The 24,968-nt window shown below is 36.3% G+C and carries 15 protein-coding genes; 9 read left to right on the top strand and 6 right to left on the bottom strand.

The window, feature by feature from the left end; all coding sequences use genetic code 11:
• Window positions 1-5: 5 nt before the first annotated feature.
• The gene (locus JKA74_RS02545) at window positions 6-908 is read right to left on the bottom strand and encodes a M48 family metallopeptidase (protein WP_201429587.1); all 903 of its coding nucleotides are present in this window, start codon (window positions 906-908) and stop codon (window positions 6-8) included.
• Between the two features lie 137 nt (window positions 909-1,045).
• On the opposite strand from JKA74_RS02545, the gene JKA74_RS02540 reads away from it, so the two are divergent.
• The 7 genes from JKA74_RS02540 (at window position 1,046) to JKA74_RS02510 (ending at window position 7,741) form a co-directional block, all read left to right on the top strand.
• Window positions 1,046-1,657 carry a fumarylacetoacetate hydrolase family protein gene (locus JKA74_RS02540; protein WP_201429586.1) on the top strand — a complete coding sequence of 204 codons (612 nt, stop codon included), beginning with the start codon at window positions 1,046-1,048 and terminating at the stop codon, window positions 1,655-1,657.
• Complete coding sequence (locus JKA74_RS02535) at window positions 1,644-3,542, top strand: M23 family metallopeptidase (RefSeq protein WP_201429585.1); 1,899 nt, start codon at window positions 1,644-1,646, stop codon at window positions 3,540-3,542. The genes JKA74_RS02540 and JKA74_RS02535 overlap by 14 nt, the downstream gene beginning before the upstream one ends.
• Window positions 3,543-3,546: 4 nt before the next feature.
• Window positions 3,547-3,996, top strand: a complete 450-nt coding sequence (gene bcp, locus JKA74_RS02530; RefSeq protein ID WP_201429584.1) for a thioredoxin-dependent thiol peroxidase — start codon at window positions 3,547-3,549, stop codon at window positions 3,994-3,996.
• Window positions 3,997-4,001: 5 nt separating this feature from the next.
• Window positions 4,002-4,853, top strand: coding sequence for a transketolase (locus tag JKA74_RS02525; RefSeq protein WP_201429583.1), 852 nt, complete (start codon window positions 4,002-4,004; stop codon window positions 4,851-4,853).
• Window positions 4,854-5,016: 163 nt separating this feature from the next.
• Window positions 5,017-6,405 carry a vWA domain-containing protein gene (locus JKA74_RS02520; protein WP_236587477.1) on the top strand — a complete coding sequence of 463 codons (1,389 nt, stop codon included), beginning with the start codon at window positions 5,017-5,019 and terminating at the stop codon, window positions 6,403-6,405.
• Between the two features lie 10 nt (window positions 6,406-6,415).
• A complete protein-coding gene (locus JKA74_RS02515; protein ID WP_236587476.1) occupies window positions 6,416-7,375 on the top strand; it encodes a transketolase family protein in 960 nt (319 codons plus the stop codon).
• A gap of 69 nt (window positions 7,376-7,444) precedes the next feature.
• Window positions 7,445-7,741, top strand: a complete 297-nt coding sequence (locus JKA74_RS02510; RefSeq protein ID WP_201429582.1) for a putative quinol monooxygenase — start codon at window positions 7,445-7,447, stop codon at window positions 7,739-7,741.
• A 247-nt stretch (window positions 7,742-7,988) separates the two neighbouring features.
• Here the strand turns inward: JKA74_RS02510 and abc-f are convergent, their stop codons facing one another.
• Both abc-f and JKA74_RS02500 read right to left on the bottom strand, forming a co-directional pair.
• Window positions 7,989-9,884, bottom strand: a complete 1,896-nt coding sequence (gene abc-f, locus JKA74_RS02505; RefSeq protein ID WP_201429581.1) for a ribosomal protection-like ABC-F family protein — start codon at window positions 9,882-9,884, stop codon at window positions 7,989-7,991.
• 234 nt (window positions 9,885-10,118) lie between these two features.
• Entirely contained in the window at window positions 10,119-19,412 is a 9,294-nt protein-coding gene (locus JKA74_RS02500) for a LamG-like jellyroll fold domain-containing protein (RefSeq protein WP_201429580.1), read from the bottom strand.
• Between the two features lie 676 nt (window positions 19,413-20,088).
• Between JKA74_RS02500 and JKA74_RS02495 the strand changes: the two genes are divergently transcribed.
• Both JKA74_RS02495 and JKA74_RS02490 read left to right on the top strand, forming a co-directional pair.
• Entirely contained in the window at window positions 20,089-20,892 is an 804-nt protein-coding gene (locus JKA74_RS02495; protein WP_201429579.1) for a transporter, read from the top strand.
• A complete protein-coding gene (locus tag JKA74_RS02490) occupies window positions 20,889-21,491 on the top strand; it encodes a ribonuclease HII (RefSeq protein ID WP_201429578.1) in 603 nt (200 codons plus the stop codon). Before JKA74_RS02495 ends, JKA74_RS02490 begins: the two co-directional genes overlap by 4 nt.
• 494 nt (window positions 21,492-21,985) lie before the next feature.
• Here the strand turns inward: JKA74_RS02490 and JKA74_RS02485 are convergent, their stop codons facing one another.
• The 3 genes from JKA74_RS02485 to JKA74_RS02475 form a co-directional block, all read right to left on the bottom strand.
• The gene (locus JKA74_RS02485; RefSeq protein WP_201429577.1) at window positions 21,986-23,488 is read right to left on the bottom strand and encodes a vanadium-dependent haloperoxidase; all 1,503 of its coding nucleotides are present in this window, start codon (window positions 23,486-23,488) and stop codon (window positions 21,986-21,988) included.
• A gap of 8 nt (window positions 23,489-23,496) precedes the next feature.
• Window positions 23,497-24,372, bottom strand: a complete 876-nt coding sequence (locus JKA74_RS02480) for a hypothetical protein (protein ID WP_201429576.1) — start codon at window positions 24,370-24,372, stop codon at window positions 23,497-23,499.
• A 78-nt stretch (window positions 24,373-24,450) separates the two neighbouring features.
• Complete coding sequence (locus JKA74_RS02475; protein ID WP_201429575.1) at window positions 24,451-24,960, bottom strand: hypothetical protein; 510 nt, start codon at window positions 24,958-24,960, stop codon at window positions 24,451-24,453.
• Between the last annotated feature and the right edge of the window lie 8 nt (window positions 24,961-24,968).

The raw sequence follows: 24,968 nt of genomic DNA, 5'->3' as shown, positions 1-24,968 counted from the left end.
GAAAATTAATTATCAATCTTTAGCTGAATTACCTTTTTCTTCTTCTTAGGTTCAGTTTGACTCGAATTATCTGATTGCGAATCAACTTGAGGAATAGGGCTATTGGATTCCTTGCTCGCTTTCTGGTAATATTTGTTCGCCTCAGGCATCCATTTATTTAAATCTTTAATACGTGTATCCCCACTAGGGTGCGTAGACAAAAATTCCGGTGGTGAACCAGCCGATTTTGCCTGCATGCGTTTCCAAAATTCAGGAGCTGCTTCAGGATTATACCCCGCCATTGCCATGAAAGTCAACCCTAATCTATCTGCCTCAGACTCGTGCAATCTGCTGAAAGGCAAAACACCTAATACTGTACTTCCACCTGTATAAGCAGCCATTGCCAAAGCCTGGGTTTGTTCTGGTTGCTCTCTCAAGGCTACTGACAGCGCCACGCCACCCAATTGTTGTATCAGGGCCTGGCTCATTCGCTCTCCGCCATGTCTGGCTACAGCATGTGCCACTTCATGTCCCATTACCACGGCAATTCCTTCCTCATCTTGGCAAACAGGTAAAATTCCTGTATAAAAAGCTACTTTGCCACCCGGCATGCACCATGCATTAACTACGTCCTCCTGAATTAAATTGAACTCCCATTCAAAATCCTCTATTATATCTGATTTATTGTTGTCAGCCAGATATTTCTCTACTGCCACTTTGATTTTATTGCCCACATTCCTAATCATTTGTACTTGTTGGGTATTATTGGAGAGTTTGCTTTCACTCAACACCTGATCATAGGAAGAAAAGCTGGAAGCCATTAATTGACTTTTAGGAACTAATGACAATTGACTTCGATTGGATAAAGGTACTTTGTTACATGCTACGAACATCATTGTAAATACCAGAGTATAAAATATTTTTTTCATAAAACCTTATTTTAAATAATAATAGCAATGTTTAAGTTGATTATATCAATATACTACATATTTCTTTTTTATTTTACGACCGTTTCGGTTTTTAAACTTAAAAGAAAGCATATTTTTGTGTTAAATTTTTCAGAATAATGAAAATACTCGCTATAGGTAGAAATTATGCAGACCATATCAAAGAGCTTGCCAATGAGCGACCGGAGGAACCGGTGATTTTCTCAAAACCTGATACTGCGGTATTAAAAAACAATGAACCTTTCTATTACCCTGATTTTAGTCAAGACGTACATCACGAGGTAGAGGTTATCCTTAGAATTTGTAAAGAGGGCAAATACGTTGCTGAAGAGCATGCCCACAAGTACTTCGATAAAATAGGTCTGGGAATTGATTTTACAGCTCGTGATTTACAGACTAAAGCCAAGGAAAAAGGATTACCATGGGATATTGCAAAAGGTTTTAATGGCTCAGCCCCTATTTCAGAATGGTATCCCAAAGACACATTTGGTGATTTGAACAATTTGAATTTTTCATTAAAAGTAGACAATATTATCAGGCAGGAAGGAAACACCTCGCTCATGTTATTTTCATTTGATTATATCATCTCCTATTTATCGCGATTTTTCACTTTAAAAACCGGAGATATCATTTTTACCGGAACGCCTAAAGGAGTAGGGCCTGTAGCAATCGGCAACCGACTGAAAGGATTTATTGAACAGCAAAAACTTTTTGATTTTGAAATTAAATAAAACATTTACTTTACTCATTTTTTTACTTTCAGGATTAAGTTCCGTGAAAGCACAATCCACTGAAACATATCTTTTCCCCATTACCCCAGGCACTAAAAGCTATCTTGCCGGCACCATGGGTGAACTGCGCTCTTCACATTTTCATGCAGGTATTGATATCAAGACCGGAGGACAGGAAGGTTTACCTGTTTATGCTACCAAAAGAGGGTATATCAGTCGTATCAATATTTCTTCCTCGGGCTACGGAAATGCCCTTTACATGCTACATCCGGACGGCAACACCTCTGTATATGCTCATTTACGAGATTTTGATCCGAGGATCGAAAAATATGTTAAAGAAGCTCAGTACCAACAAAAAACTTTCGAAATAGAGCTATTTCCTGAGCCTTATGAATTTGCTTTTAAGAAAGGGGATGAAATTGCCAAGTCAGGAAACACTGGTGGCTCAACAGGACCACATTTACATTTTGAAATCAGAGATGAACAGCAAAGGGTACTAAACCCGCTTCACTATGGATTTGATGAGGTGAAAGATAACATAGCCCCTATCGCCCAAAAATTAGCCATCAGACCTGTCGGTATTAATGCCAGAGTGGAGCAAAGGTTTCAAAGAAAGGACTTTGCACTGACACGCAATGGCAGGAACTACTACATAAAAGACACTATTTCGGCATATGGGAAAGTGGGTATAGAACTTCTGGGTCATGACAAATTGGACGGAGCTGCTAATAAAAATGGAATAAGTACTATTGAGGTATTAGTCAATGGAGAACTTTACCATACGCAAAATATCGATGTAATGAGTTTCAGTCTGATGCGCCATATATTAGTGCATTATCCTTATGATATCAAATTGAAAGAAGGTAGCTCTTTTCATAAATTATATGTTGACAAGGGAAACAAGTTAAACTTTTATGAAAGCAAAAATAATGATGGATACCTGCATATAGAGGCGCATAAAACCTATAATATTTTGGTCAAAATGTATGACCCCTATGGAAATATGAGTGAACTCGCTTTCAACATTAAAGGGGAGAAGCCCGCTTTAACTGTAAATGATAGAATAGATTTCCAATTAGAGAGAATTAGCTATGAAATTGATAAAAACATATTAAAAGTTTTTACTGAGGTAAATTGTGCAGAAGATGAAATCCCTGAACTATCTCTTTACATTAATGATAGTATTAAGACCTTGCACCCTCAATATTTTCTGGATAAGGTAGCTGTGTTTTTATGGGATATGAACCAAGGAATCCCCTCCTCTGCCCTGTCATGTGAAAAAGGTGTTAATTTCCCTATTAACGAGCGGGTGATTCCACTTCAAAAACAGACAATCATTGCAGAAAACTTCTCAGTTGATTTTCAGGAATATTCTTTGTTCGATACGATTTTTACAAGTACTAATTATGAAATCAGAACACAAGATTCTTTGGAAATTTTCTCTATAGAGCCTATCTCAGAACCTCTTAAAAGCAATATTCATATTAATCTCATGCCACAGTTCTCTCATTATAATAAAGAACACACCCATGTTTATCAAACAGATGATGCAGGTAATTTTTCATTTGTGGGTGGTTCATGGAACAACGAAACCATCAATTTCAGTACCAGAAGTCTGGGTGAATTCACTTTGCTTACCGATAGCATCCCTCCTACCATTACCATCAGGGAAGCTAGGTACTCTTTTATTATTAAGGATGAGCTGTCTGGTATAGATTCCTATTCCGCGAGTTTAAATGGTCAATGGATTCTATTAAAATACGAGCCAAAACTTAACCTCATCTGGATTGAATGGCCGGATGATCTCAAAACAAAATCAGGCGATTTTAATTTAACATTAAAAGATAAAGCAGGAAATCAATCAATTTATACTTCAAAATTTTAAAGCAATGAAATTAAAAATAGGGGACAAAGCACCTGATTTTAAAGCGAAAGATCAGGATGGAAATGAGATATCACTAGGGGATTTTAAAGGTAAAAAAGTAGTCATTTATTTTTACCCAAAAGATAATACCCCGGGATGCACTGCCCAGGCTTGTAATTTGAGAGATAACTACGAAGCTTTACAAAAATCCGGATATGTGGTATTGGGTGTAAGCCAGGATACCGAAAAATCGCATCAAAAATTTATAGAAAAACAAAATCTACCTTTCCCATTAATTGCCGATATTGATCACACAGTACATAACTTATATGGTACCTGGGCAGAAAAACAGATGTATGGAAGAACTTATATGGGTACTTTAAGAACCACTTTTGTAATTGATGAAGAGGGAAAAATTGAAGACATCATAGAAAAAGTAAAAACGAAAGAACACACAGCACAAATTTTAAAATAAACACAATGGCAAGTCAAGCAAATATTCAGGAGCTGGAAAAAATAGCTTCACAGGTAAGAAGGGACATCGTAAGGATGGTACATGAGGTTCAATCAGGTCATCCCGGAGGATCGTTGGGTTGTACTGATTTTTTTGTAGCCCTTTATTTCCATATCCTTAAACATAATCCGGAATTCAATATGAATGGAGAAGGAGAAGATCTTTTCTTTTTATCAAACGGTCACATTTCCCCTGTTTGGTATAGCACACTAGCCAGAAGCGGCTATTTTGAGCCAAAAGAATTAGCTACCTTCAGGAAAATAAACTCCAGATTACAGGGGCACCCCACACCCGAAGAAGAATTACCGGGCATCAGAATTGCCTCTGGTTCACTAGGTCAGGGTCTATCTGTATCAATAGGTGCAGCTCAAACCAAAACCTTGAATGGTGACAAATCATTGATTTATACATTAATGGGAGATGGGGAACTTCAGGAAGGTCAAATTTGGGAAGCAGCCATGTATGCTGCACATCATAAAATTGATAATCTTATCGCTACTGTAGATTGTAATGGTCAGCAAATAGATGGCTCTATTGAACAAGTGATGGATTTAAAAGATTTGAAAGCAAAATGGCAGGCTTTTGGATGGGAAGTAATTGAAAGCAACGGAAATGAGATGTCCGAAATAATTAAATCCATGGAACATGCTAAAAGCTTGACTAGAAAAGGCAAACCTGTGATCAATTTAATGAAAACAGATATGGGACATGGTGTGGATTTTATGAAAGGCACACATAAATGGCATGGGATTGCTCCTAATGATGAGCAATTGGCTGATGCCTTAAGTCAATTAGAGGAAACTCTGGGAGATTATTAATTAAGATTCAGGAATTGGGCAGTAGGATTTAAAGGTTTGAAAAGTAAGGTTCAGCTATTGGAGATTACCTTCTTATAGAGCTTATAATGAACAACACCTATAAATTCCCTCCTGATTCCTGTAATCCATTTTATGGCTTCAATCGTGGGATACGAATTAAATCTTGAGATTATTTAAATATACCATATTATCCATTATACTACTTTTAGCGAGTAAAAATGCTTTTGGTCAAAAGGTAGAACAAAGTATTCCCGAGAAAACAAGGATACTGTTTCTATTCGATGCTTCTGGAAGTATGTTGGCTCCATGGGAAAATACCCTACGGATAACTGCTGCCAAGCAGATTCTTTCTGATCTGGTAGATTCCCTTAAAGTGAATGATAAGGTGGAATTGGCTCTACGTGCCTATGGGCATCAGTCCCCGGCCAAAGATCAAAACTGCAAGGATACCAGATTGGAGATCGGGTTCTCAAAAAACAATCATGACAACATCATTAAAAGGCTGGAATATGTCTACCCCAAAGGCAACACCCCTATTGCCTATTCCTTATTGCAATCGGCTAATGATTTTCCAGTGGACGACAGCTACAGAAACATCATCATTATTATTACCGATGGAATAGAGTCATGCGATGGTGATCCTTGTGCTGTTTCTTTGGAGTTACAGAAGAAAGACATCTTCTTAAAACCTTTTGTGATTGGGCTGGGCATGCGAGAGCAATTTGCAAAGGAATTTGAATGTATGGGTAGTTATTTTAATGCCAAAAACATTAATGCATTTCGTACAGTATTAAATGGAATTTTGGCACAATCACTAAACAAGACCACTGCCAGCGTAGAATTACTGGATGATAAAGGCAATCCCACTGAAACCAATGTGAATGTATCTTTTATTAATAATTTCACGGGCTCTTCCGAATTCGACTTTATTCATTATCGCGATAGAAATGGAAAACCAGATACAGTGGAAGTGGATCCTGTTTTAACCTATAACATACATGTAAATACCATCCCTCCTGTCGTAAAAAAGAATGTATTTTTAAAAGGAGGTACACATAATGTCATCAAAATTCAGAGCCCGCAAGGATCATTAAAAATCAACCAAAGTAACTCTACGGAATATGGAAATCCGGTGGAAGCTCTTATTCGCGCATCAGGCAAAGGTGAAATTATCAATACACAGCTTATCCATAGCTCAGAAAAATATTTGATTGGTTCATATGATATTGAACTATTAACTTTACCAAGAATACTGATTAAAAACATCAAAATTGAACAGGGAGAATTAAGGGAAATCTCCATTCCGGCTCCCGGTAGAGTCAATTTAGTTTATGCCAGCAAGGGAATAGGAAGTTTATACGAAACAGATGCCGATGGAAAACAAAGATGGATTAAAAATATTGATCCCCGCGGAGGACAGATTAGTTTTGGTATACAGCCCGGAAACTACAAATTTGTATTCCGGTCTGACAAAGCAATGGGAAGCAAATACACACAGATAAAAGAATTTACAGTTAAATCAGGTACAACAGCAAATATTAGGATTTATTAAAATAAGCAGAATGGCAAATACTAAATTTACTTACACAGAAAAAAAAGACACACGTTCCGGGTTCGGTGACGGGTTATTGGAAGCGGCTAAACAGAACGATAAAATAGTTGGCCTCTGTGCCGACCTTACCGGCTCTTTAAAAATGGGAGACTTCCAAAAAGCTTTTCCTGACAGGTTTTACCAAACAGGTATAGCCGAAGCCAATATGATGGGCATAGCAGCTGGTATGACAATTGGCGGTAAAATACCGTATACAGGAACTTTTGCCAATTTCTCTACCGGAAGGGTTTATGACCAAATCAGACAATCAATTGCTTATTCTGAAAAGAATGTAAAAATTTGCGCCTCACACGCAGGCTTAACTTTGGGTGAAGATGGTGCCACCCACCAAATTCTGGAAGATATAGGAATGATGAGGATGTTGCCTCACATGACTGTAATTAATCCTTGCGACTATAACCAAACCAAAGCGGCCACTATGGCGATTGCAGATCATCATGGTCCGGTGTATTTACGTTTTGGCAGGCCGTCTGTACCTATTTTCACTGACCCAAACCAGAAGTTTGAAATTGGAAAAGCAATCACAATGATAGAAGGTACTGATGTGACAATTTTTGCCACAGGCCATTTAGTGTGGGAAGCCATTGAAGCTGAAGCTATTTTAAGAGAAAAAGGAATTAGTGTGGAATTGATTAACATCCATACCATAAAACCGATTGACGAAGCTGCCATTTTAAAATCAGTAGCCAAAACAAAATGTGTGGTAACTGCTGAAGAACACCAAAGAAATGGTGGTTTAGGTGATGCAGTAGCTCAGGTTTTATCACAGAACCAACCTGCACCACAAGAGTATGTAGCTGTGAATGATCAGTTTGGAGAAAGTGGAAAACCTGCTGAATTAATGGTGAAGTACGGCTTAGATGCTAACAATATTGTGAAAGCAGTAGAAAAAGTGATCAAAAGAAAATAATTATTTATCATAGAACAGGTTTATGCCATAATGATTTAAGGCATAAACCTGTTTCAATATCCATATAATATGATTATCCGTCTGGTTAGAATGACTTTTAAGGAAGATAAAATCCAGGATTTCCTTGAGCTTTTCAATGAGTACAAAGAAGCCATTCGAAATCAACCGGGTTGCACACACCTGGAATTATTAAAAGATATTCATCATCCTAACAGCTATTCCACTTACAGTCATTGGCAATCAGAGGAAGAACTAAACAACTACCGTCATTCAGAGACATTTGGCAAAGTTTGGCCAGCTACCAAAGCCTTATTTAGCGAAAAGCCAGTTGCTCATAGTTTTGAGCAATCAGTGATTTTGAAATAGCACTTTTCAGACTTAAACAAAGTTTGACAAAACCATTGATAAACCATCAAAAATTTTTACAGATGTCTATGACAGGGGTCTTCCACTCACTTGAAATGCAGTAGGATAATGTTCAAAACCAAATTATATCCCACTCTCGGACAAGTTTTGCTCTATTAGTTTCCAACCCATTAAAGTTCCAATTGATGACTTCATCCGCCATGAAATATTAACGACAATATTCTCGCCCATTTCCATTAAAAATTTCCTACTCCAACTCCAAAGCCAATTCTTCCCATTGCTCAGTGAGCTCTTCCAACATCTTATTAAGCGCTTCAAATGACTGATTGACTTTCATAAGTGTGTCAGGATCACCATATACTTCGGGTTTCGCCAACTCCTCCTCTAACACTTTCTTTTGCTTCTCAGCCTCATCAATCTTACTTTCTAAAGTGGTCAATTCCTTTTGTTTTGCCTTAAAAATTTGATCATCAGGGTTTTTTCGAGGTTTTTCTATTTTTTCAACCTTTTTAGGAGCCTCCTTTACTATTTCAGAAGCTCTCTTCATTTCCCTTTTTTCGTACCAATGCTGAAATTCCTCATAAGTACCAGGGTATTCTTTGATTTGGTAATCTTCTATAAACCAAATCTTATTGGCTACCCTGGAAATAAAATGCCGGTTGTGCGATACAGTAATAAAAGAGCCTTCATAATGATTAAGAGCTTGTATTAGGATGCTCTCGGACTGCATATCCAGGTGGTTAGTAGGCTCATCTAATAAAAGAAAATTCGCATTAGAGATCATGGTCTTACATAATGCTACACGAGATTTTTCCCCTCCGGATAATACTTTTATCTTTTTAAAAACTTCCGAATCTTTAAATAAAAAGCTACCTAACAAGTTTCTCAATTCAAGCTCAGAGCGATCGCTTCCTGCTTGTTTCAATTCATCCAGGATTTCATTATTTGTATTAAGAGATTCCAATTGGTGTTGGGCGAAAAAACCAAATTCAACATTGTAGCCTTCTTCTCTCTTGCCTTCTAATTTTTCTGCGCCTGCAATAATTCTTAAAAGTGTAGATTTTCCTTTTCCATTAGCCCCAATTAAAGCAATTTTATCCCCTCTTTCAATAAGGGCATCTGAGTTTTCAAGGATTTTTATATCTCCATATGATTTAGAAACATTATCAAGCTTTACAATCTGTCTTCCGGATTTGTTATTGATCTTGAAACTGAAGTTGATGACTGCATTATTATCTACTACAGCATCCACCTTATCCATTCTATCCAAAGATTTAACACGTGACTGCACCTGTTTGGCTTTTGTAGCTTTTGATCTGAAACGCTCTATAAACTTCTCAGTTTGCTTTATTTTCTGCTGCTGATTTTCGAAGGCATTTTGTTGTAGTTCTGTACGCAACGCTTTCTCCTCTTCGTAAAAAGAATAATTTCCTGCGTATACATTCAGTTGCTGCTGATCTACTTCAACTATGGTGTCAACGGTTTTATCAATAAATTCCCTGTCGTGAGAAACAATGATATAGGCCCCTTCATAACTTTTAAGGTAATTCTCAATCCATTGAATGGAGGGTAAATCCAAGTGGTTGGTTGGCTCATCCATCATCAACAAAGAAGGCTTTTCCAATAGAAGCTTAGCCAACATGACACGCATTCTCCAGCCTCCGGAAAAAGTTTTTAAAGGTCTGTTTAAATCTTCTGTTTTAAAGCCTATCCCCTCTAATATTTCTTCTGCTTTAGCTTGAAGGCTATAGCCTTCCATCATCTCAAACTGTTCCTGTGCTTTAGTTAATTTATCTACCAAGTCATCAGTATAATTTTCCTCCATCTGCTTGAGGATTTTCTCAATCTTATCCTGAAGTACCAAAGCATCCTTAAAAGCTGTCATGGCAACATGTAAAATGCTTTCCTCAGACTGGAAAGACAATAAATCCTGGTTAAGAAAGCCTAAGGTGCAATCTTTACTCATTTGGATTTCACCCTGATCAGGTGTAACATCTCCATTAATCATTTTTAAAAGAGTAGATTTACCCTGGCCATTCAAGCCTATCAAGCCTATTTTGTCTTTTGGCTTAATATGTAAGGAAGCATTTTCGTAAAGTGGCCTGTCGCCTATGTAGTAACTTAAATTATTGATTGATAACATGCTGCAAAATTAAGGTGCTTTTTATCGGAAAGAAATGATTTGGGAGAAATAGTTAAATAAATTATTAGAGGATAAAAGCAAAATCTTATTCTACACTATACATCACCTGGCTCATGAGACAATTAATTGACAATAAGCGATAATCTGTGGATTCTCATTAACCAGCTGAAAGACTATATATAAAAAACGGCAAGAAAAAGATTCCTTGCCGTTTAATTTGAAGTACTATGATGTTTATCTGATGGCCAGTCTCATTTGCTTCACAGTATTGCCCTGCACCACTTCCACCATATAAATACCAGCATGCATTGTTTCAGAAACTGGTAAAGCCTTTTGTCCCAAGTCAGCAGGTTTATGAGAATTGCTATAATAGAGTCTTCCTTGCAAGTCGAAAATCTTAACCTGTACTAATTGTTCACCATGAAAACCGGATAATTTTAAATAGATTGCCTGATCGGTGGTTGGATTGGGCACCAATGCCAGGTTAGAAGTTTCTTTCCTGTTTACCTTAACAACAGGGCTGTATTCAAAATCACCATTAAAATCTACCTGACGAAGTCTATAGTAGGACTCTCCCGCTAAAGGTGAAAAATCCTGATAAAGGTAATCTACAGAATGATTCACAGTACCATTGCCTTCGACAATGCCTATAAGCTCAAAAGTTTTTCCATCAAAAGACCTTTGGATTTCAAAAAAGTCATTATCAAATTCAGAAGCTGTTTGCCATTTCAAATCAATTCTATTTCCATTATTTTCTGCAGTAAAGAAAACTAATTCTACAGGCAATGAATTATTATCAGCATCTCCTGCTCCAAAAGTGATGTAATTGGTAGAAAAATCAAATCGGGTATTTGATGTCAACTGACCATTATTTTGATTTCCTGATACAGATGAAGCACCCTGGTCTTCCCATTCTCCTGAACTTCCAGGTTTAAACCTAACAACTCTCAACTCATTTAAAGACTCGGAAACACTTGCTGATCCATCTGCTATATTACTGCTTACATCCCAGTAGATTTTCACATTAGCCATATTAGAGCTGGCACTGGTTAAATCCCAATATTGATTAGCACTCACTACAGGATTTGGTCCAGCCAGGTTACTGTTTAATGTACCTATATCTGTATTTTCCTCAGGGCTTTCATCAAAAAAAGTAGCCGTCCAATCATCTGTTGTTTGGATATAACTTACCTCTATCAAACCATATCTACCACCTTGTCCCACAGGGAAAGGATCAAATTGAGAAGCTGTTGAAGCATTTAGATTCCTTATTAAAGGTCCATTTACGTGGCTTGAAGTTTTATATCCGGATAGTGTAGCGGAATTTTGAAGAATCAATGAGTTGTCAGTATTGGTATTAATTAATCCATTGATGAATTTAATCTCCCCACTTATTTCTACGTCATTATTTCCACCATCAATTACAGATAAACTACCACCTGATTTATCAACTTCTAATATGTTAAATGCTTCCAAACCAGTAAATGCACCGGAAATAAATTGGTTAGTATTACCATCCATTACTATTGTAGCGTTAGTAAATTCAGCATTGAAACCACTACCTCCATTTTTAATCACATCCCCTTTTACTCTCAATTCAGAATTATTGGCCATTTCAAAATCCCCACCAGTTAATTCTAAGTTCTCACAGATGTTAACACTAGTATTATTGGACATCACCTTTTTGCCATTTCCACTTAAAACTAATCTTTGAAGATTGGTAAAACCTTCAGCTAGAATAGTAATATCATTGCCAGTATCATTATTTTCATACTCTAAACCTCCACCATCAGAACAATTGGAGTCAGGGAAAAAATCTTCATAGTCTCCGGCCGGGAAAGATGCATCATCCACCAGCTTAAGAGTTCCGTTTCCTTCAATGGTTCCTAAATTATGACCAAAAGTACCATTTATTTCCAATGTTGCATTTTCTTCAATAGTAACCTTTCTAAACCTTCTGAAATTATCATTTAGCACTAGAGTATAATTACCTCGAACAACTAAATCAGGCGATTGACCAACTGATGGGGCAGCACCTCCATCATATGAACCTCCATTATCTACATTACCATCAGCAATTCCAGTTAGTGTTTCGAACAATGGTACCACATTGGGTATGGCACTTCCACATAGTAAAGCATCGCTATCATCTCTGGTGATACCTGCAGTATACCTTCCTTCTATAGTTTCGCTGGTTAAACCAGTGTAATTATTCGTTAAATCAGATTGGAATGTAATGGTATTAGCCACTTCATCAAATAACTGGGATGTATAATTCTTATCCCAGGTATCATCTGCATTTAATAATCTTGCTGGAGCATAATTATTCAAATCAAGCCCTTCACTGTTATTTATGGATTCCAGATCATCATTATGATACATTAAAAATGAACCATTGAAATTAGTAACGCTTTGTGATTTCACCAACCAATAATATTGCAACACATTTTGAGTATCATCATAATCAGTAGCACCAGCACATAATTCATCATCATCATCTGTAATCCCATCTGAGAAGTTATCAATTGGTTTAATAGTGATAAATCCATTGCCATCAATATCAGTTGCATTCACAACTGCAGGTGTATAGTTTAATAATCCCACAGGATATAGAAAACTTCCTGAGAAATTATCAGGATATATTTTCCTCACCCCTTTATCAATCAAACTGGTATTAACAGTTATCATATTATTAACATTGAAATCAGAAACTGAAGTGCCGCCTGAACCATTTTCAAATAAGGCATCTTCATCCATAATCAATAAGTTTGAACCAATGTCAAATACACCTGATACTAAAATCACTTTATGATTGATTTCAAAGTCATTCTGACCGGCTGTAACTTCTACTCCATTACCATTATCAATTGTAATGGTTCCGAAAGTACTTTGGCCATTCACAGAACGTGCAATATTTTGCGTTGCACCCCCATTAAATACAATGCCAGGACCCGCCACCGTAGACTGATGCTCACCATCATGGATTAAATCTCCTTCCAGGTTTAGTGCAATAGCGTTTGTATTTAAAATACCATCTAAAATATTTAAATTATTTTCAATAGTAGCATTATGTTCAAATGAAACCATACCATTGCCCGTTACATCTACATTCCAAAACGATATATTTCCGGTTCCTAAAATAGTTTGAGAAGAAGAAGTATTAAAGAATGTTGTCTGCTGATTTATGCCATCACCCTGATTATTAAAAGTGCCATCAACCGTAAAATCCTGATTGATCGTTAAGTCTAAACCATTAGCAGAGAACCTGCCATTATTCTCTACCTCTAAATTATTTACTGTTAAAGGATTAATAAATGTTCTGGCATTTAAGTTGTTATTTCCCGTAATCAATAGATTATTAAGAGGAACAGTTGCATTTATTCCAATTTGGCTTTGTCCTGCAGGTGTGGAGCCATCTCCAATAGTAAGGGTTGAACCTGTAAAATTATAACTATCAGGTTCCAGCCTTAAAGAAGCTGTTGTGGTAGATCCATTTTGCCTTACCACAATGAAATCACCTGCGGTATGATTGAATTCACTACCTGTGTTCAATACTTCAAACACTCCTCTGTTTTGTTCAGGGGCTGAATTAATTCCAAATCGTGCTACACCCCCACTTTGATTGTATTTTAAAACACCAGAAGTTGACAGTAGTCCTCTCCTCACTTGAGAACCTACGTCTAAAACACCATCTGTAATATCAATTTCGGCATTACCTGAAACAGAATATTCAATGAAATTATTACCATTGCCAGCACCAGAAGCCATATCAAGAGTTCCACCGCTAATAGTTAATAATCCATCTAATATTAAACCTGTATCATCACCTTCGATCAAGAAATTACCATCTCGTAACTCCAAAGACCCAGATCCAGAAGAGGCTTCAGGATTATTAGTGTTCGGTAATAAAAAATTAGATTCGTTGGCTAGTGTTACTCCAGTTCCTCCGTTTATGTCAGGAGTGTTCATAATTAAAGTACCGTTTAGGATTTCGATTGGTTGAAATGTTGAGGTAGCATCAGGAATATCAAAGCCATCACCGAAAGTAAAAGAATCCGATAAAGATTCTTTATCCATTTGAATTTTATATAATTCTATGTCTGAATTGCCCGCTGAATAATTATCTAAGAAAGAATAATTGCCTGTTCCGGATAATTTCAAGATGGCATTATTATCACTGAAATTAGAAAATAAATCGAAAGTAGCAGTTCCTTCGTCAAAAGCATCAGCAAAATTCAAGTCAATATTATTCTCAACTTCAAAAATATGCTCCACACCATTTCCACCACCTGTATTTACTGTAATTCTATAATCGTTATCACTACCACCTTTGGCTCTTCCGGTTACAAATTCCCCGGTTTTCAACTTAAAAGCCTCACTACCATTAGGGAATTCAATTCTTCCACCTCCTGTATAGCCTAATCTTGTTCTTTTTTCAACTGTATAATTACCACCAATTCTTAAAATTGATTGACCATCTACATTCAGATTTTTAGCTTTAAAATCATAATCAAAACTCACTATTCGATTATAATTTGCTAATTGACCATAAATCCGTAAAGTAGGAAACTCAGTGAAAAAATCGGTTTCATCAATATTATAAGTTCCATTTTGAGTCATATAAAAGATCACTACGCTAGTATCATTTGCAGCATATTCTCCAATATCTGCATTTACTACAGGGAAATTTGAAAGGTTATTCCTTAAATACAATTCCCCTGCTCCTGATATTTTACCTACAGTTAATTCATCTGTTGGTTCAAGCCATAACCTTGGTATATCCTCTACATCCGAATAAGTACCTTCCCTTTGAAAAATAACTTCAGCCGCTTCCTGATTTCCATTGACTCTAATAGCATCTGAAAAGTTATCTCCGCGTATTATTGCTATATCCCCTGCTTCAGGAAAATCAGGGGGGTTAGTTGTTCCAGTTGGGGCATCATACCAAGAATTATTGTCATTCCAGTTCCTGGTAGCGTTTCTATTGCTGTAATAAACAGTTGGAGCACCAACAAAATAATTTTGAATACCGGCAGTATAGTAAGCTCCTTGTAATTGAAATCCATTCCCAGGAAAATCAGTCCAATTTAAACTACCATCATTTTCAATGAATCTGCCAGCGCCAATTCCATTATTACTATCTGTAAATACAATCACATTTCGTGGGTCGGTTCCTAACAATTGACCATTATTACCACCTGAACCACCGGTTTTTATATTAGATGCATCCTGACTACTCCTGGTATAAGGATTCGAATTTAAAATTGAGCCTGGCACGTAATTTCCTTCTGTTCCGGCTACCTGAGAATCCTGATATTGAAATAATTGCGAAACAGTTGGCAATGTATTTTCAAAACCCTCGTAATCAACTTCCCAATAGATATCCAATAAATCACCTGAGGTTTCGCCTTGATTGACCAATTGCGTAGGTTGATTAATCATTTTCATAGTAATATAACCTTCATCTGCAAAAGTTGTCGCATCTTCATGAAAATAAGTGGTTCCCATATTCATTTTAGAATTTTCAGAACCATCAGGATAACCTGGTCCCAGTGGAAACCATAATATCTGTTCTTGATTATAGCCGCTATTATCATTGTCATACTCCGGATAATTGGTATTGACATTTCTTGGCCATTTCAAACTCAAGCCTCTTGCGGAAGGGTTTCCAGATACTAGAAATAAATTATTATTGTCAAAAACAGGCCTTCCTCCACTGGCCGTATTTACCTCCACATTTGCTAAATTGAAATCTAAAATATCAATTTTCAGGTTATTATTTTGAAGGTTAACTTTTCCATGACGATATTCCATTCTTTTGATATAGATATCGGAATTCAATTTTAATGTATCTCCTCCTGAAGTACCTGCCAAATTAATCCTAACATTACCAATTTCGCTTCCTTCTGTACCTGATAAATTAACAGTACCCGCGTTTATTCTAAATCTAACATTGGCATTTTTTGGAGAAACCCCATCTTCATATGTAAACAGTGTTCCATTTAATGAAACATCATTGACATAAAGTCTCATACTATATCCAATATTAAATGTACCAAAGGAGTCTGTATAAGAAATATTTCTATTATCCATTTGATCAAGAGTACCATTTTCTAAACTAAATTCATTTACTACCTTAAAAATATTAGTTCTCCAACTTTCTACATTTTTACCTCCAGATGTAGTTTTTATATCAGTTGTGTTTCCTGTAACCCCTGGGTCTTTTGCTTGAAGGGATAAAACTGCATTTGGTTTATCTATAATAAGGTTATAAAAAGGATGCTCCCATACACCAAAGGTAACAACCGATTCAGGATCTGTGTAACCAACGAAAGCTTCATCGTAGGTAGTAATGTCACCTATATAAAGAACTGCATCATTATTAGAATTAAATGTAACAGTTGAACTACCGGCATTATCAGCATTACCACTCCATATGTCCAATACTGCACTATCTTCTATCCTCAAATCGCCTCCCACAAATAAGTCATTACAATTTCCTCCATCACAAAAATCAATGTAAGAACCATATGTATTGCCTCCTGAAGTTCTGGTAGTGCCAGTTTCTAATATTAGGTTATTTAAAACATAAAGATTTGGATCAGTAATAGTTCTTTCCTCTCCACCATTGCCGGAAGAACCTGTTACCACTGCAAATTTTGCATTTGCGTTGGTACTATTATTACTGTTATCCAAGGATAAATTATAAAATGGTGCTTTTGAGGTAATTTTGGCCAAATTATTATTAGTTCTGTATAAATTAACTTGTCCACCTGAAACATTTACATTACCTGGTGCACTATTAATAAAAACCAAGCCTCTATTGGACGCATCACTTACATTCAATTCGCCACCCGTCATTATAAAGGCATTTTCAGTATAAGTCAATGACAGAGTATAGTAGTTGTTAGAGGGGGAAACTCCATTGGTTTGTCCTATATTGACTTGCCCGCCATTGATCTCCAGCCCACCTACATTTTCAGGGCCATTTACTGAAGTTCTAAATTGAGGAATATTAACAGTTCCACCATTTACTTTTAATAAACCAGTACCTCTTGAAGTTATACCGCTACTACTCTCGACTTGTAATGTTCCTGCATTTATTTCTATTTCTCCATAAGGAGTTATAGCATCTCCACCTGTTTTTCTGGCAAAACCCCCATCAATCAAAAGTTTTGCATTGGTTCCAATGGAATAATTTCCTGTATTGTTTAATGGATTTACATTTATATTAGTACCTAAAACAGCAGTTCCTGTAATTAATCCAAAAGCATTCTCATTGTCTGTAGGGTCATCAATATCTCCGCCTGTATTATCATTTGCCCTTCCTGTTAATACAAAATTAGATGCTTGACTAGCAGTAAAAGTTGCCGAATAAGCCGGGTCTCCTTTATCAATTATCACTCTTAAAAAATATGTTGGGCCATTGGCACTTATTTCCTGATTTCTATCGGTTGATAATAAATGAAAGTCAGTTATGCCATCAGTAGGATCACTTCCAACAGTTTGGGTTGTTCTCTGAGAAAACCTGGCGTCTCCTTCATTGGTAAAATCACCATACAAGTTAAAATTATGTCTTACATTTTGCGTAGAAGTGGTTATCCTTCCATCTTGTGTACTACCATTATTTTGTATCAAAGCATCTCCAAAAACAGTGAATTCTCTAGATGCAGGAGTATTATCTCCAAATTCCCAAGTTCCTTTTCTGATGGTGAAGTCCCCGTTTAATGTTAAATCAGCACCTAAAACAACCTCATCAGTTGGATTGGTTAAATCAATTCTCAAATCTTTTAATGTTAAATTCTGGTCAAATTCAAGCCCGGTTCCACTTACCACTAAAAGTCCTCCATTTAATTCATTCGCAAACCCGTTTGAGCCTGTTGTACTTCCTAAAGGAAAATTAGAAACACCTGCATTACCTTGCATTTCAATTGTTCCTTTACCATTAATCACTTTAAAATCATGACCTGTAGTATTATTTAAATCTATTTTCCCATCTACTCTTAAGCTGGCAATTTCCAAGTCATTCGTTCCTGTTTGAACGTTTACAGTCTTACCATTTCTGATGATGATATTATCTTCTTCCCCTGGAATATCATTTCCCGGATTGTTAGGTGCAGGAGCTATACCTGCATCTAATGTCCAGGTGTTAGGGTCAGACCAATCACCATTTTTCAATACGTACCAGGTCTTGCTAATTAATTGTGCTCCGATACCTACCGTGTAGTAGCCAGATTTAATTCTATTCCCGGGAACTGAAATGACCAATTGATCACCATTTTCAGATGAATAATCACTAGCAAAAACTCTTTCATAATTACCTGAAGTAGAAGATCTGAATAACAAAACGTAATTGGCAGGGCTGCCCATTGTTAAACCTGCATCCCCAAAATCGAAAATCAAGTCCATATCAGACTCTCCATTATCAATGATGTTATTCTGGCTATTTTCCAAATAAAAGTCCTTTTGCCAACGTGAAGTTATATTTGCACCAATATCTGCGGTGACTCCATCTGCATGAGCAACAGCATCATTATGTCCTATGGCAAAAAATTCTAAATTAGTATTTAATCCTCCATTCCTTTCTCTTAATTGTAAGGCATCTGAAAAACCCGAGATTGATTTTTTTACTGTGCCATCTGAAGTACCAATTGCCCTTAAATCATTAAAGTAATTAGGGTCGAAATTAACATACTGTCCGAAAATATCATTTGTAATGGCCAAATTATACTTTTCGGCTAAATAGTTTTCTACAATTAGTCTTTCAGCATCATTTAACCCTCCTCTATAAATAATTAATTCGGCAATATCCCCATCAAAATAAGTACCGTAATTCTCATTTAACGCTCCAATTATTAGGTCAGAAGTTGTATTACTGATATTACCTGTTAAGGTGGTAGAAGCCAATTCATCTGTTTGCAAAAACGAACGTTGCAAAGAACCATCATAAACAGCCGAAAACACAAAATCATCGGTAACATTCACAACATCATTTGAAGAATTCAATCTATTGTTACCGCTTCCGGTATTTACGTCAAATATAAACCTATTATTGGTCCAGGTAAAGATGGAATAGCTATCCTGATTACCGGCAGCATTTCTTTTTGACACTATTCCAGTAGCTCCACTTAAGTTATTGTTATATACAACCCCTAAAATAGAAATTCCATCAAGGCTTTCATCAAGGCCCGCATTATCCAATAATTGAAGATATCTTTCAGTACCATCAAATCTAACTACCGGGTAAGCTCCGCTTGCTAAACCATCATTTCTAAAAAAAGGAACTGGGTCTGCTCCCAATTGTATTAAATCATTGTTGTTAGTCGTTTTATCTGTCCAGGTAGTTACAGCATCTCCATTGCTTAAAGATGACAAGTCTCCTGCATCCAACCAGATAATATTTTGTTTCTCACCAGATGAGCCATCAAAATTTCCCACACCAGCCGGGCCATTTTGTCCAAAAGATGATTGAACTGACAATAAATTGATTAATACAACAACTGTGATTAGAAAGTAGAATCTCTTCATAATAGATCGGTTTTCATGTAAGCTAACTGCAAATATACTATCATAATATCAAAATAAAGTAATTTCTGCAATGTAAGTTGGTCGTAAGCTCGAAGATTTAGGAAAAAACGACCAAACTAGACTTTTTATAGACGGATAGTAATTTCAAATGACTGAAAAAACTTGTAAAATATTACTTTATAATGTGTTACAAAAACACAAAACAAGATTATTCTCATATGCCAAAAAATTAAAACCACCTGTTTCTATGCCTGCATTGAAATTTAAAGAGAAGAAACCTCCTCAAATAGGATGTAATTATTAAACCATCAATGAGATAATTTAGGATGTAACTTATTTAAACCCTTTTTCTAATTAAAAGCAAATTTTAATCAGCTGCACTAAGGCAGGAGTATGATTTTTATTAATATTTTTCTTAGAAACCACTAAAACTTTTAGCACAGTTTCCGGAAACCATAAACTAGCCTGAATTAAGGGAAATTAGGAGAAAAAAGAGTCAGGTTTTTTCTTGTCCGTCTTAAAAGTGTATACATCCCTTATTTGATATTATTATAATTTTCAGCCATAATTTCACTGAAAAACAACCTGATGCTCCTACTTTTTTTATACTAATTTAAACTAGTCCAATGATTAAAAATTATTACTTTTAAGCTCACAGACGAAAACAAACCTGCCTATGAAAAAATGTTTCCTCCTGGCATTGGTGTTTATGCCTATCTGGCTAAATGCACAAAACAACGGGTCGGTGATCAATACGGACAGGCCCGGTTTCTCAGATGCTTCGCGAACGGTACCAAAAGGATATTTTCAAATTGAAAGTGGATTTTCCTTCCAATCTGAAAGCTTTAACACCTCCTTGACTCAACAGCTCATCAACTTCAATAATACACTCTTACGATACGGGATTATCAACGGACTGGAGTTAAGGGTAAATCAAAGCATACAAAGTGAGCGCATACTTGAAAATGACCAATTGAATGAATTAGGATGGCAAAAAGGCCTCTCTCCACTGATGCTGGGAATTAAAGTGAACCTGACAGAAGAAAATGATTTAATTCCTGAAACAGCTTTTGTTGCGGAAGTAACATTACCTAAAAGCCAGGGTTATTTCATGAAAGAAAAGAGTCTGCTTAGACTAAATTTCATTGCCTTGCACAGTTTAAATGATAGCTGGATATTCACCTATAACCTGGGTATTCATCAAGGCTTTAATGAAAGAAGCACACAATTTAATTACACATTGAAAAGCGTCTATACTATCAATGATTTCTCTCCTTATCTGGAGTTTTATGGCAACCGATCAATATCAACCACTCCTTTAAATTATTTCAACGGTGGTCTGGCTTACCTGGTGAACAACAAATTGCAATTTGATGTGCATGCAGGTATGGATATAGTTTCTTTTTATAATGAAACACTGGCTTACAGTCAAAGTTTTGTAAGTTTGGGTATCGGTTATATGTTTCAATTGGTGAAATGAGTCTTTTATCCATCTACAATAAAGAAAACTATTTTGAGGCTGGTTGCGATGAAGTAGGCAGAGGTTGTTTGGCAGGACCTGTAGTAGCTGCTTCCGTCATTTTGCCTGCTTCCTTTACCCACCCTTACTTAACAGACTCCAAGAAATTGTCTGCAAAAAAACGAGCTGTTTTGGTTGAGGAAATAAAAGCAAGTGCTATTTCCTGGGCTATTGCTTCATGTTCTCCAGAAGAAATTGATAAAATAAATATCCTGAATGCCTCTTTTTTGGCCATGCACAGAGCTTTGGATCAATTGAAATGCTCTCCTGATTTTTTGTTAATCGATGGGAACCGCTTCAAAAAATATCACAATATTCCCCATACATGTATTATTAAAGGGGATAGTAAATATTTCAGCATAGCAGCAGCTTCAGTATTGGCCAAGGAATATAGGGATGACCTAATGAAGGATTTGGCCAAAAAGCATCCGCATTATGGATGGGAAAGGAATGTTGGCTATCCTACTAAAACCCACAGACTAGGAATTGAACAGTTTGGAATTTGTGAGCTTCACAGGAAATCTTTTAAGTTATTTGAAGAAGAGATTATTGCTTCATGATATGGAATTGCTGAAGTCTTACTTACTGCAGACATTATACATGAAATGAGCATAAATATTCGAGGGCGAATTTATACCAACCGCCAGATGAATATTTATCGCGAATTCCATGTGGCAACTTAAAACGAACATAAACACATGAAATAGTCATAAACGCAAATGGCGGTTATGAGGCTTTATGGTGGCTGAACTATTCCATGTGACAACTTAAAAACAAATTATATACACATGAAATGAACATAAATTTTAGAATCCTTAACATACCAACCGAGGATGAATAAAATTTATTGAATTCTCCCGAAGGGATCCCTTTGGGGCATGTGACTAATGGAAATAAACATATACACATGAAATGATGTGTTAAGTTTTTCTGAGGAAGGGCAACTGAGATTAAGGAAATTACCAAGAAAATTAAGCTTTGAAAGAATTAAATCATTCTTGAATTTACCTTTATTCAAGAATGATTTAATAATAAATTTGGTGCTCAAAAGTCGTTAATTTAAATTATTAGGTAATGCTTCTTTAATGGCTATCTCACCTATTTCAATACCTGCTTCTCTTCCGGCCAAATTATCAAAATTATAATGGATACCTCCATATACTCTGGAGATACCTGCCTCCTCATACATTTGCTTGAGATTTTCTCTTTCTCCAGGAAAAAAATGACTCAACACTGTGCCCGCAGAAGCAGAAAAGGTTGAATGACCTGAAACATAAGAGGGGAAATTAGGTATACCCGTGGCAATAGTAATCTTCTCGTCAATCTGAGAAGGTCTGGGTAAGTAATATTTATATTTAGACCACCAGGACAAAATACCCGCATCCATCATGGCTCTATTCATTACAGAAAAAATTCTGGCTGCTCTCACTTCGCTTAAGCTTTCATTTGAAATCAAACCTTTTGCAATTCTGTTCCAATGTCCCGGAGGAGTAGAAGTCCCTCCCCCATCAGCCCAAAAATCTGCGATTCTCCATTGTTCCCTCGTTCTATTGTCACAAATATTTCTCACAAATTTAATATCTTCATTAAACTCATTGCTTCCTATTGCAGGGGGAGGAGGAGGTGTTGTGTTATAAACTTCTGTAGAATCATGCCATGTTTTTACTATGCTATAAAAAGGCACCATTGGCTTACGCAAAGGTGTTTCAATACATTTCCATGGCACACTTATCTGATTGGCAATGTCAAAGTAAATTAAATGCCTATCCTCCGGATCATTTGCCTCACTCATTCTATCAGATTTAGCATAATTTATTACTTGCCCTGCAATTACTTCCCCTACTTTTATTCCAGCCAGATTATCACTTTGCGTATTTACTCCTGCCCATTTCCTGCTTTCTATATGTTCCTCTGCCAATTCTTCCAAATACTCTTTCTCTAATGGAAATAAATAACTTAGAACCTCTTGAGAAACTTTCGCCACTACAGCATGTTCCGAAGGGTAAGACGGAAGATCACTTATTTCGAATAATAAGTCTATATCTTGCGCATAACTAGCAGGTGCCTGGCGGTTAAACTCATATTTATAAATCCAGGTATTAATTAGTGCATCCTGCTGAGCAACACTTAACAAAGCATAAGCCCTTGCTGCAAAAGGTGGGTGTGCAAAAGGTTTTTGAGGATCAGTAGCTTGACCTACGCGTGGTGCCACATTATACTTACTCACTAGTTCCTGTGCTATTTCATTCCATCTTAATACTGCTCCTGCAGACCAGTATTCTGCTTTTCTCGCTTGTTCTGCAGTTCTTGCATTCGTAATGGTCACCAATTCTGATAACTCATTTTGATAAGCGGGAGTATTAGCTTCAGCAGCCGGATCTATACTTATTAAATTATGATAATCTAAATCGAGGACAGTTTGCCAGTTAACTGCTTCAGCGTCAGTACTGACAGGATTTAGTATGGGGAGTTTCTCCATCTCAGGAAGATCCTCCTTACATGCCAGCATTAATAATATAAAAATGCCGCTTATTATATATAGGTAAATATTCTTCATTTCTTTCTTTATTTTAAAACCGATAATTTATAGACTAAACCTCCACTAATACGTGTCGCTTTTCCGATATTTTCACCTGATAATGTAAAACCCATTCCGGCACTAACACCTAAGTTTTTCACAAAAGGTAATGTGGAATATAGATTGAAACCTGTTCTTAAGAATGATATCGCATTTCCCGGAAAGGGGACGCCAGGCCCTATATTGGTGCCTTTTTTTGCTATTTGATTACTTAACCAGGCATCCGCATAGAAAGATTTTATGTTACCACCAATTCTTGCAGTAAAGTCGAAGGCGTCAGGAACTAATACTTCATACCCTCTGTCAATGGTTACATTATAATTATGCAAGTACCCTCCTTGAGCCATTATAAATAAACCCATTGGTAATTGATGTTGGACTAAAAGCCTGAACTCAGTCCTTTTGGCCTGGTGGCCAATGGAAATAGGTGCATCCGCTATGTATTGACTTATTGGAGTACTGTAACCTAAGCCTGCCGAAAGTGAAAATTGGCCTACAGATTCAAAATTGTGATTAAAAAGTCTTCCTTTCAGGAATATACTTAAATCTTGAAAGTCACTTTGAGGAGACCAAAAGCCCGCAGATGGTTTGGAAGAAATATAAGGTAAATTGACTACTACATTTAAATAATCCGTGATTCCTCCAACAACATATAAACTTGTACTATTAGTAGTAATTGTACCTAAATTAGGGTTTTGTGTTTTAACTTCTCCTACATAATAGGTATCGTAATTTTCAGTGCTAAAACTTAAGGCAGATATAATATCTCCTTTCTTTTGCATAAAGCCGTCAAGTATAAGGCCTTGCGCATAATTATATGATGCATAGAGACTAAGCATCATCAATATGAATGTTTTTTTCATTGTGAATTAGTTTGAAATTGAATAAATGAATTACTCCTTAAACCTCTGAATGAGATGTATTTTAGGAGAAACAAAAAATCAAACTAAGAAATTAGGTGGGGGTAATAAAATAGAAGGGTATACAGATTGATAAAATTCAGAATAACTGGTGATGCACATCTGCTCAATTAAATAGTTATTTTCAATTTCTATAGGATTTAGGGCGCTAATAAAGATAGGGAAAAAGCAATAAATAATATGAGGATTCATATTTTCCTGTAGATCAACTAAGCTAAGTTCCTTCAATTCTATCAATATTTTTGTGTCTTCATTCATAATTGAATAATGAGAAAGTTCACCATTCGTATCATCTGAAAAAATAAATGGCGCACTGTAGCCCATTCTCACATAATTAGCAGGGTCTACCTCTAAAATTCTTATATCTGAAGATAATTGAAACCTCTCAGACAAATAATCAGCCATTAAATTTTCTTTTGCAGTCATAGTAGTTCTCACTACAATAGCATCAACTAAGCTAATTGTAAATAAGCTTCCCAGCCATTGGAAGGCCATCATTACAATTAAAAAGAGAACTATAAAATTCTTCATTAGTGAAT

It is taken from the genome of Marivirga aurantiaca (genome assembly GCF_016679925.1).
Taxonomy (GTDB): Bacteria; Bacteroidota; Bacteroidia; order Cytophagales; family Cyclobacteriaceae; genus Marivirga; species Marivirga aurantiaca.
This window is presented reverse-complemented; position numbering and strand designations above follow the sequence as displayed.